10 protein-coding genes are annotated in these 11,019 nt (G+C 41.3%); 2 read left to right on the forward strand and 8 right to left on the reverse strand.

The features are described from left to right. Window positions 1-89: 89 nt before the first annotated feature. From E1176_RS12635 to E1176_RS12645, 3 genes are read right to left on the reverse strand one after another with little or no spacing between them, the layout of a single operon-like run. Entirely contained in the window at window positions 90-1,073 is a 984-nt protein-coding gene (locus tag E1176_RS12635) for a polysaccharide deacetylase family protein (RefSeq protein ID WP_155210998.1), read from the reverse strand. Continuing rightward, a complete protein-coding gene (locus tag E1176_RS12640; protein ID WP_155210999.1) occupies window positions 1,066-2,274 on the reverse strand; it encodes a glycosyltransferase family 4 protein in 1,209 nt (402 codons plus the stop codon). The genes E1176_RS12635 and E1176_RS12640 overlap by 8 nt, the downstream gene beginning before the upstream one ends. Window positions 2,275-2,295: 21 nt before the next feature. After that, entirely contained in the window at window positions 2,296-4,776 is a 2,481-nt protein-coding gene (locus E1176_RS12645) for a glycoside hydrolase family 31 protein (protein WP_343030531.1), read from the reverse strand. A 226-nt stretch (window positions 4,777-5,002) separates the two neighbouring features. Here E1176_RS12645 and E1176_RS12650 point away from each other — a divergent pair, with 226 nt between their 5' ends. Beyond that, window positions 5,003-6,826, forward strand: coding sequence for a glycosyltransferase (locus E1176_RS12650; RefSeq protein WP_155211000.1), 1,824 nt, complete (start codon window positions 5,003-5,005; stop codon window positions 6,824-6,826). A 23-nt stretch (window positions 6,827-6,849) separates the two neighbouring features. Next, window positions 6,850-8,355, forward strand: a complete 1,506-nt coding sequence (locus tag E1176_RS12655) for a DUF4301 family protein (protein WP_155211001.1) — start codon at window positions 6,850-6,852, stop codon at window positions 8,353-8,355. 4 nt (window positions 8,356-8,359) lie between these two features. Here the strand turns inward: E1176_RS12655 and E1176_RS12660 are convergent, their stop codons facing one another. The 5 genes from E1176_RS12660 to E1176_RS12680 form a co-directional block, all read right to left on the reverse strand. Continuing rightward, window positions 8,360-9,160, reverse strand: coding sequence for an SDR family oxidoreductase (locus E1176_RS12660; protein WP_155211002.1), 801 nt, complete (start codon window positions 9,158-9,160; stop codon window positions 8,360-8,362). Window positions 9,161-9,261: 101 nt separating this feature from the next. Then, the gene (locus tag E1176_RS12665; protein WP_155211003.1) at window positions 9,262-9,753 is read right to left on the reverse strand and encodes a GNAT family N-acetyltransferase; all 492 of its coding nucleotides are present in this window, start codon (window positions 9,751-9,753) and stop codon (window positions 9,262-9,264) included. Window positions 9,754-9,811: 58 nt separating this feature from the next. Then, a complete protein-coding gene (locus E1176_RS12670; RefSeq protein WP_155211004.1) occupies window positions 9,812-10,141 on the reverse strand; it encodes a DUF2834 domain-containing protein in 330 nt (109 codons plus the stop codon). A gap of 224 nt (window positions 10,142-10,365) precedes the next feature. After that, window positions 10,366-10,641, reverse strand: a complete 276-nt coding sequence (locus E1176_RS12675) for a hypothetical protein (protein WP_155211005.1) — start codon at window positions 10,639-10,641, stop codon at window positions 10,366-10,368. 115 nt (window positions 10,642-10,756) lie between these two features. Next, window positions 10,757-11,019: VOC family protein (locus tag E1176_RS12680; protein ID WP_185152788.1), on the reverse strand; the 263-nt coding region annotated here is incomplete at its 5' end.

Raw genomic sequence — 11,019 nt, forward strand, 5'->3', positions numbered from 1 at the left:
ATATATAAGTCATCCTCAAACAGGAGGGGGTGGAGGGGGATGACTCAATACAATATATTTTTACCGCAAAAAGTCCCCAGAGGGGATGTTTATGTGTGGCGCAGGGCTATGGCTGTGAGTATATTCATGCTGTAAATAAAGGCCTGATAGGGGTTTTCATCTGTACCGTCTTTGAGGTTAAGCAGTTTCTCAGGTTGACATAAAAGCATAAGTATTTTCCATTCATCATCCGATAGCCTATCAGCATGAGCATCGATCAGCGACTTTATCTCCCTGATCAGGGCTTTTTGTAGCGGGCCGGAAATGTAATAGGTGATGGGTAACACCCACTCCGGAGAACTCAGGGGCATACTCGCCAGGTATATGTCTTTTGATTGATGCGCAGAAAGCTTATTTCTCAGCTCATAGATGCCTGCATGTTGAACTTCCTTTTGTTGATAAGAAGAGCCATAGCCATCGGCCAGGGATACATACTCGCTGTTATGCTGGTCACCGTTGGCCAAAATAACCTGAAGTGGCTGCTCACCGGCAGACCAATGTACCTCACCCGGGGTTACCCCGGATAGGTGCCAGCTATTCGCAGGAGCGACAGTCGTTTTGTATCCTATTTCATGAAGATAACTGCAGAGGTCGTTGTCATACAATCCTGCTGTATTGATAAAAAACTGTGCTTCCTGATCAAAGTGCTCTCGATAAGATTGCTGATGAAGCTCAATCTCTTTGCGAAATAGCTGCTTGTGGCACAAATAGCTCAGCGAGTGATAAGCGCAGGATCCGATAAGCTCAACCTGACCAGCATCCAGGTACTTCTTGATTTGGTTTATTGTAGCCACATTTTGCAATGCCAAATGACTCAGAAAAGGCGCGCTAAAATATACCAGCACCTGATTACCTTCTTTTAGGTGATTGATCAGGTGAGAGAGCTTGTCTTTTATTTCTTTCTCAAAAGCCTCGGCAAATCGTTTTTCATCTATTTCTTCCTCAGATAAGTTGCCCGATTTTCCAACTTCCAGAAAAGAGAGGTTTTTAAAGCTCAACGTAAAATGATAATGTAATACCTGAAACTTATTCATGCTGAGCAGCTATAATATCAAATATCTCATCTCCAACATGTGCCCATTTTCTTTGTGCTACCATTTCAGTGTTTTCAGCGATACCCTGTTTCACAATTTTAGAACCACTGAGCACCAACTCAACCTGCTCTACATAATCATTCACACTGTCGGATTTTGGTATAAAAGCACCTGTTAACACTTCAGAAGCGCCACTATTCGGGCTTATGACCAACGGAAGATCGTTTAGCGCTGCTTCAAGAGCTACAAGACCGAAAGGCTCAGACACGGAAGGAACGACCATTACTTTACTTTCTTTCATCAAACCATGAAGTGCCTCACGTTCCAGAAGACCGGTAAAATTAAAATATGGCTGTAGTCCCTTTTCGTTTACCCTGCTTACCACTTCCTGTGAAAGCTCACCATCACCCGCTACGATAAATCTCAGATTATCATCTTGGGCCAGTAACCTTTCAGCTATTTCTATAAAAGTGAAAATGCCTTTTTGTTGACTCAATCTGCCGGCAAAGAGTATAATTTTCTCCTTAAAGGGAGACTCGTAAGCAGCTGCTCGAGCTGGATCTATCCCAAGGTGTACCACCGTGATTTTATCTTCATTTATACCGTATACTTTTTGCATAACCTGCGCATGGTAGTTACTCACAGCAATGATGTGATCAGCCTTTTGCATGCCTTCTTTCTCCAAATCAAAGACCCAGGAAGCGGTTTTTTTTCCTACCCGGTCATAATCGAGGGCGTGTATGTGCAGCACCAATGGTTTATTGTATTTGGCTTTGAGTTGCAATGCAGCACCTATAGACAGCCAATCGTGGGCATAAATTACGTCATATTCCAGCGAGCTCGTACGCTCGATCACACTTTGGTTATAGGCTTGCAGTGCATCTTGTAGCTCCAGCGCAATATCAGACTCGTCCTTTGTTTCTGTTTTTGCCTGACTGTGATAAAAGTAAGGGGTAAGAGCTGAAGAAATATTAATGTGAACCGCTGTAGCATCTACAGTTTTTGTGTCAAGCAAAACACGTTGTACACCAATAGTCATATTTTCAGTCTCTTCAACCGTTTCAGCTTCAGCTACTTGTGCTGGAGAAACAATGGTCAATTCTGTTTTGGCACTTAGGTGTTTGGCGATGTTTTCTGTAGCCAGGCCTAATCCATAATTTTGAATTTCTGACTTGGCGGGTCCAATCATTAATACTTTCATTGGGGTCGTGGTTTAGGTGATCTAATATTCGATTTTTATCTCTTTAAAGTGTTTAGGTATCATGAATTTTATGTTATTTCTTTCCTGAAGAAAAGCCACTGACTCACCATCAACATCTACAGTCTCCAGTGCGTGTGCTAAACCGTGTAAAATCACTTCAAATTGCTTAAATCCAGACTCAAAATCTCCTTCGGTTGTTTGCGTAAGCGTATATAAGTTGCCGTCATGCTTTTGTATGAAAGTTCTCACCAAACTCACACCCCTTTCGAAGTCTTTGGTGTGGCCATCATCTTCATAAAGTACCGATGCTGTTGGCTCATTGCCAGGGTACACGTTTAATGTAAGTGCTTCCGGCTCGAACTCATCGACATATTGCATTTTTGGCTGCATGGCCACCACTGCTCCGGCCTTTACAAAAATTGGTATTTGATCTAGTGGCGCATTTACTTTTATTTCTCTTTTTCCTTCCAGTACCTCATGTGTCCAATAGTTAAACCACTGGCCTTCGGGCAGATACATGGTGCGACTGGTGGCACCTTTCTCAGAAATCGGGCAAACCAAGATATGGTCACCAAACAAGAACTCTTCTTCCCGGTTGAGGGTCTCTGTATCATTTTGGTAAACCATAGAAATTGATTTTAACATCGGATTGCCAAACTCTGCATACTGCCAGTAAGTGGTGTATAAATAAGGCATTAATTCATACCTCAACTCAATAAACCTTCTTACTATGCTCAGGTATTTATCCTCAAACTGCCAGGGCTCTTTGTCTCCATGGTCGCCTGAAGAATGTGTTCTAAAAAACGGGTGGAAAGTAGCCAGTTGAATCCAGCGGGTATATAATTCACCATCAGGTGAGCCTATAAAGCCCCCTACATCTGAACCGACAAAAGAAACTCCCGAGGCTGCTAAGCGCTGGCACTGTACGTTGGCAATTTTCAAATGCTCCCAAGTGGCAATATTATCACCAGTCCAAACAGAGCTAAACCGCTGGATGCCAGCAAAAGCTGATCGGGTGATGGTAAAACTGCGTTCATTACCATTAAATCTTTTGAGCCCGGCATAAGTTGCTCTCGCCATTTGCATACCATACACGTTATGCCCTTTTCGGTGGCTACACGGGTGGCCGTCATAATCATGCCTTACATCCCGAGGGAAGGTGCCTGTTTCAAACACAGCAGGTTCGTTCATATCATTCCAAACACCGGCTATGCCATCATTTACGAGGCCGCTAAATAAACCTGACCACCATTTTCGGGCTTCCGGATTGGTGAAATCGGGGAAGTGGCACGGACCGGGCCAAACGCTACCTTTAAAACGGGCACCATCCATGCGTGTGCAAAAGTAATTGTGGTGAACCCCTTGCTGGTACACCGGATAATAAGGGTCGATTTTAATGCCCGGGTCAATAATAACAATGGTTTTGAAACCCTCAGCCCTAAGGTCAGCGATCATTTTCTTTGGGTCAGGAAATCGCTCATTGTCCCAGGTAAAGCATCGGTAGCCATCCATATAGTCGATGTCTAGATGGATCACGTCACATGGGATTTTTTTTGATCTGAAATTATCGGCCAGCTCCCTTACGGTACTTTCAGGGTAGTAGCTCCACTTACTTTGGTGGTAGCCCAGCGCCCACTTGGGTGGCATCGGTGCTCTTCCGGTAAGTTCTGTGTATTCTTTCACTACATCGAGTAGGTCAGGGCCATAAATGAAATAGTAGCGCATTTCACCACCCTGAGCCCAAAAGCTTAGGGCTTCTTTTCTTTCTTTTCCGAAATCGAAAAAGGTTCTGAAAGAATTATCTAAAAAAATACCGTAACCGCGACCATTTTTGAGTCCGGTGAAAAATGGAATGTTTTTATAAACCGGATCGGTTTCATTGCCATAGCCGTAGCAGTCTGTACCCCATAGTTCACGTCTGGTGCCGTTTAAGTTGAGGCGACCTGTTTTATCGCCAAGGCTATAATATTTGTAGCTAGGATCAGATTTGAGCGTGGTGATTACAACATCTCCTCCAAACTTCTTTTCTTCTTTCCAATGGTAGCCTTTTTCATCTTCCATAATGACCTCATCGTGCTCATTACAGATTTTGATTGTAAACTGCTTTTTTGATATGTAGCACTTCAGAAGTGCAGTTTTTATAAGTATATGATCAGGCTGGTCTTCAAACCTATAGCGGCTATCGCCATGCTCGTAGTCCGGGTCGATAGCGTAAGAAAAATCGTCTTCGAAATAGCCATCATTAGAAAACCTGAACTTCAGTATTTTCTGATCAATGATACTTAGCTGTAAAACTGTGTTTTTGGCGTATATTTTTAAAGATTGCTTTTTTAGCTTCCAGCTGATTAACTCACCAGGGTAATACTCAACCTCGGCTGCATCCTTAAATTTCTCAATATAATTCCCCTCAAACTCTGTGTCTTTCTGTGTTGTGGTTTCCTTGTGTGTTTCTTCCATCATGTCTCCCTTTTCTGTAAAATGGGTCAACAGCTCAACATGCACCTTTCTACATTTTTTTAAATGAGTCGAAAGGCTGGGTTGGTGTCAATTCTTATACAATTTAAGATACTTATTGTACATTTTACACTAAGTACCCCGAGTATTTTTTATCAGACCCAATGATATTTGGTGATTTATAGAATGATGTTGAAATCATTTTTTAACTTAAAATAGAATTAGAGGAGGAAGTAAAGTCGCGTAATATTCTATAGAGGCAAATAAAAAATATATGGCAGAAAGCAATACACTAAATGCAGATGAGCACTTACTGGCCGAAATCGCCTGGGAGGTTTGTAATCAGGTAGGAGGTATTTACACTGTTATCAGGTCAAAAGTACCTACCATGGCCAGGCATTGGGGTGAAAATTATGTATTGCTTGGGCCGTATGCTAAAAAAGAAGCCAGCACCGACTTTGAAGAATGTGAGTTTGAGCATAAAATTCTGAAAGAGGCCATCGACAACTGTCGGGCCAAAGGTTTAGATATTAAAAGCGGGTTTTGGCTGGTTTCAGGTAGGCCAAAAACGATTTTATTCAATCACTTCTCAGTTTACCATGAGCTGGGCACTATCAAATATTATTACTGGCAAAATCATAGGATAGATTTCAACCAACACAATCCGTTGATGGATGAGGTGTTGGCGTTTGGGTACATGGTGCACCTTTTTCTTTCTGAGCTTACCCGTGTAGCATTGAAACATAAGGTGAAGCCACTGGCTCATTTTCATGAATGGATGGCCGCTTCTGCCTTGCCAAATCTCAGGAGAGATCAGGTGCCATTACAAACCGTTTTTACTACTCATGCTACCTTGCTCGGGCGTTATTTGGCGATGAATGACCCTAAGTTTTACGATCATTTGCCATTTATGGACTGGCAGAGTGAGGCAAAAAATTTCAATATTGAAGCCAATGTAATGCTTGAAAGAGCCTGTGTGCATGGCGCTCATGTATTTACTACGGTAAGTGAGGTTACCGGTAAGGAGTGCTTGCACCTGCTGGGCCGGAGTCCTGATCTTATTTTGCCCAATGGGCTTAATATCGAGCGTTTTTCTGTAGTGCATGAAGTGCAAAATCTACATCACAAATACAAAGATGTGCTTGAGCAGTTTGTGATGGGCCACTTTTTTCAGAGCTATTCTTTCGATCTTAATAAGACACTATACTTTTTTACGTCAGGGCGGTTTGAGTATTCCAATAAAGGTTATGACCTCACACTAGAGGCGCTGGCCAGGCTCAACCATCATCTTAAGCAAATGAATTCACCTCTAACAGTGGTGATGTTTTTTGTGACCAAACAACCGGTTCAATCCATCAACCCGGATGTGTTAAATGCACGAGCTATGCTCGATAAAATTCACACCAATAGTGATGCAATTGTAGAGCAGGTAAAGCAAAGGCTTATCCGTCAATCGGCCGCAAGCAAAGGCGATTATAAATTACCTGACCTTAATGCATTGGTTGACGATTACTGGAAATTGCGCCACAGACGCACTATACAATCATGGAAAACTGACCAATTGCCGCCAGTAGTCACACATAATTTGGTAGATGATAACAATGATGAGATTCTGAATTTTTTGCGTTGCTCAAACCTTGTAAATAACAAAGAAGACAATGTGAAAATCGTTTATCATCCAGACTTCATTTCTTCTACCAATCCTTTGTTTGGTATGGAGTATGATGACTTCGTGAGGGCTTGCCATCTGGGTGTTTTCCCTAGTTACTATGAGCCTTGGGGTTACACACCACTTGAGTGCCTGGCACGTGGGGTGTCTGCTGTTACTTCAGATTTATCCGGTTTTGGAGATTATATGAAAAATGTGCCCATTGGAGATGAACAACATGGTATTTTCATAGTTAAAAGAGCGAACAAGAGCTTTGATGAAGCTGCTGAAGACTTGTGTAGTACCATGTTGAAGTTTATACAAAACAGCAGCAGAGCTCGTGTAGATATGCGAAATAAATCAGAGGATTTATCAGAATGCTTTGATTGGAAAAATTTGTACAGGGCCTATGAGCAGAGTTACATAAAAGCCGCATCTACACTTTTTTAAAACAACATTAACAGAGAAAATAAATGGATCAAGTGCTAAAAGACGATATTAAAAAAATGGGAAAATCAATCGACCGGGTAGAACAACAACTCGACCGATTTAAAAATGGATTCCCTTATCTCACCATCACTAAACCGGCTACTGTGGGTGATGGCATTATTAGGTTATCTGATGATGATTTGGATCAAAATATATCTTCTTTTGAGCGGAATGCTGATCAATATCATATCACGAAGTTTGTGCCCGCAAGTGGTGCTGCGAGTAGGATGTTTAAGCGTTTATTTTCCTTTTTGGAAGAAGATGAGTCTGTAGTAGAAAATGACGAGTTTCTTACCCAATTTTTTGATGACTTGCAGCATTTCGCTTTTGCCAAATCCCTCGATGAAGAAATGCAAAAGAATGGCCAAACGCTCGAGGAGGCCAGAAAAGATAAGAAATACCACGAGATTGTAAAGGCGCTGCTTTTACCGGAAGGACTAAATTATGGTCAGCTGCCAAAAGGACTTTTAGAGTTTCATAAATATGGCACTGATGCCAGAACAGCGACAGCCGAACATTTCGCAGAGGGAGAACGCTATGCCAAAGGCAAAAACGGAGAGGTGCACCTTCATTTTACGGTTTCTCCCGAGCATCAGGAAGCTTTTGATCAGCATGTAAAAGAACTAAAGCAGGGCTATGACAAGTTTACAATAGACTTCTCGCAACAAGACCCGAATACAGACACCATTGCTGTTACACCTGACAATGAACCGTTTCGTGAAGATGACGGAAGCATTTTATTCAGACCCGCAGGGCATGGGGCGCTGATAGAAAACCTCAACAAGATAGATGCCGATATTGTGTTTGTGAAAAACATAGACAATGTAGTGCCTGACCATCTCAAGGAGCCCACTGTAAAGTATAAAAAGGCGCTGGGAGGTTTATTGATCGATACACAACAAAAGCTATTTGCTTACGTGCGAGAATTGGAAAATGAGGTGAATGAGAATCAACTGAAAGAGATCGAAGCTTTCGCTAAAGATAAGCTCATGCTTAGTTTTAAATCTGGGTATGATGCTATGTCGATTAATGAAAAAGCTACCTATTTAAAACAACAGCTAAACAGACCTTTGCGAGTTTGTGGTATGGTGCCCAACACCGGAGAGCCCGGAGGAGGCCCTTTTTGGATAGAAGAAAAAGACGGCTCCAATAGCCTGCAGATTGTAGAAACATCGCAGTTTAACCCAGATGACAAAGAAGCCCAGGGCGCATTACAATCGGCCACTCACTTCAATCCTGTAGATCTCATTTGTGCGTTTAAAGATCATAATGGCAGTAAATTTGACCTTACTAAATATGTAGACCCGGACACAGGTTTTATCACAGAAAAGTCAAAGAGTGGCAAATCGCTCAAAGCCTTGGAGCTACCCGGCCTGTGGAACGGAGCCATGTCAGATTGGATCACCCTTTTTGTTGAAGTGCCAATAGAAACCTTCAACCCGGTGAAGACAGTCAATGATTTGCTCAGAGAGCAGCATCAGGGTGTTTGAAGTCTTATAATATAGGTTTACTGTCTGCAACCAGGGTTTGTCTTAAATAGTCACACCACGAAATTTTTCCATATTTGGCTCTCGGGCACAAATTAATTTTCGTGGTAAATAAGCGATGCATCTCACTTATTGGTGGAACAAACTCTATTTTGTTCTGCCTTTTTAACAGAAATAGGTAAGCCTCAGCCATTTGCTCAAATTTTAAGACTTCAGGGCCACCGATGTTTATTGTTTTATTGATTGGTCCTAGCGTTGTCAATTCCAGCACCTTTCGGGCCACATCATTTTTGTCGATAGACTGAAAATATAGGTCTGACGGGATTTGGAGATTGTTTTCTAAGCCTGTATCGATTGGTTTGATCAACCAATGATATATAAAATCGTGAAATTGCGTGGCTCGAATGATGGAGTAGGGCAGGCCCGATGCAATTAGAAAGTCTTCTACATAAACCTTGCTCTTGTAGTAATCAAAACTGCTTTGATCGACACCGACAATCGAAATGTAAATGAAGTGTTTGATCCTGCTCGTTGATATGGCACTGATGAGATTTTGAGATCCTTCAATATCGATCGCTGCAGTATTTAATGCATTGCTCGCACAGTGGATTATAATATCGAAAGCGTTTTCTAACCCTGAAAGGCTGTTGGCTATGGCTAAATTGCCATAAGTATAACTCACATGGTTAGTGGTAGGTAGGTAGTTTTGAGAGGTCAATACCGTTACATCACAATTATTTTTTATTAACAATGCGACAATGGCTTTGCCTAAATTGCCTGTGCCCCCGGTTACAAGGATGCGATTCATTGATCACGTAACAAAATGAGATTGACTAACCTATCAATACGTATAAGTGGATGTGCTTGTTTTAACTTCAGATGAGAATTTCGGTGTGCGCTTTAAGATTTTTATTGTACATATTTTCTGTAGCAGGAAATAGTCTTTTCAGCGTTTTGGGCTGTGTAAATAAACCCGAGTTGATTTAATATTTTAAGCGAGGCCTGGTTTTCATGGTGGCACCATGCAATCACTTCCTTAAAGTCATATTTTTCTTTAATCATGCGCAACAGCTCTTTAACAGTTTCCTTTCCGTAGCCCCTTCCCCAGTATTGGCGACCGATGGAATAGCCAATTTCACATGCGTGGGGTGTATCATGATCGATGCTAAGCATTACGCTTCCAATGAGCTGTTTTGTGTCATTTAAAATAATGCCCTTTCTAAAAATTTGAGACCGCTCTGTAGTAACATTTTTATTGTCTATGAACTCCACTGCATCACTCTTAGACGTCATAGGTTTGCTGGTTCTGTACTTCATCGCCTCCCTGTCGGAGTAGATTTCGTACAAATCTTTGGCATCATTGATTGATAGTTCTCTAAACCTGAGAGAGGGTGTTGGCATAGAAATTACACTAAACTATTAATGGGTGAAGGTATCTAAAATTTAGAAGTACTGAAGCTTAACGCTCGGTTTTAGCTTTTTCTTTCATGTACAAATAAAGAGGAAACCCTCCAGCGAGGCCAAAGAGCATAGTCAGTAGCCATACCAGATAGATATTCTTGACTTCCGATTTTTTGGCGTCATGGTATGACCATATGAAGAATACCAACACAGCAAATAGGAGGTCGATCATAAATATCGTAGAAATCCTGTTGGCAAACATTCCCTCTATTGTATCCATCAAATGAGCGTAAAGCAAAATATTACCAGTTTCTACAGACTCGATGGTAACTAAAACACTGGGTAAAATAAACCCGATGATCGCCAGGGTGAGGTATAGCTTCTTCATGGTTCTTGAGTTTTTTATTTATACGGAATGTACTACTTCAAGGTAGTGACAGGAGAGGATAATTGCAGGAAGGAGGAAAAGAATGTTATGGCATTGGCACTTTTAAAACGAGTAAAAAAAGTATGGAAGATTGGTCACACAAATATTTGATACCACAAAGTAATGGAATGCCATTTTGAGTTTTAGAAATAGAAATTCTTTTTGGAATTTTATAGAATACTTCTTTACCCGAGATAAGTTGCTTCCACTGTTACAGGTTCGGACACTGAATCTAAAGCGGCAATTGAAATTTCGGTAGCAGTAATGAATGCTTCATCACCTGCCGGTAATTTACAGATTTCTGAAACACTGCCATTACGCTTAAATGTTTGAACAGAGATATCAAGACCGGAATCTGACTTTTCTGTGTTGATAAGAAAAAATGTTCTTTCCGTAGTTCCAATATGAATAGGTACGGGTTCCGTTTTTGGTATTGAAATAAATTTTCTAGAGAGTGTCATTGGATCAGGTGTTTAAAAGATTATACAATAAAATTACTTACCTGAAACTCTGCAGTCAATACCTAACCTTGGGTATTTTAATCGATTTTAATGCTTGTTGAGCCAATCCTTATTTCTATTCCGGTGCTGAATATGTTACAATATCAATCCCAATTCCATTTGGGTCTGTGATAGCGAAATGTCTGTCTCCCCAGGGCTCGTCTCTTATGTCAATTTCGATGGCTATGCCTTTGCTTTTCAGCTTTTCATAAACTTCATCTACATCATCGACTTCGATGGTTAAGTAGACCCCTTTGCCAGCAAAAGGCGCCTGAAAAATAGGTTTCTGACTGGGGTGATTAGGAAGTAAGAAGGATAGTTCAGCTTGTTGATTCGGAA

The organism is Fulvivirga aurantia (assembly GCF_009711475.1).
Taxonomy (GTDB): domain Bacteria; phylum Bacteroidota; class Bacteroidia; order Cytophagales; family Cyclobacteriaceae; genus Fulvivirga; species Fulvivirga aurantia.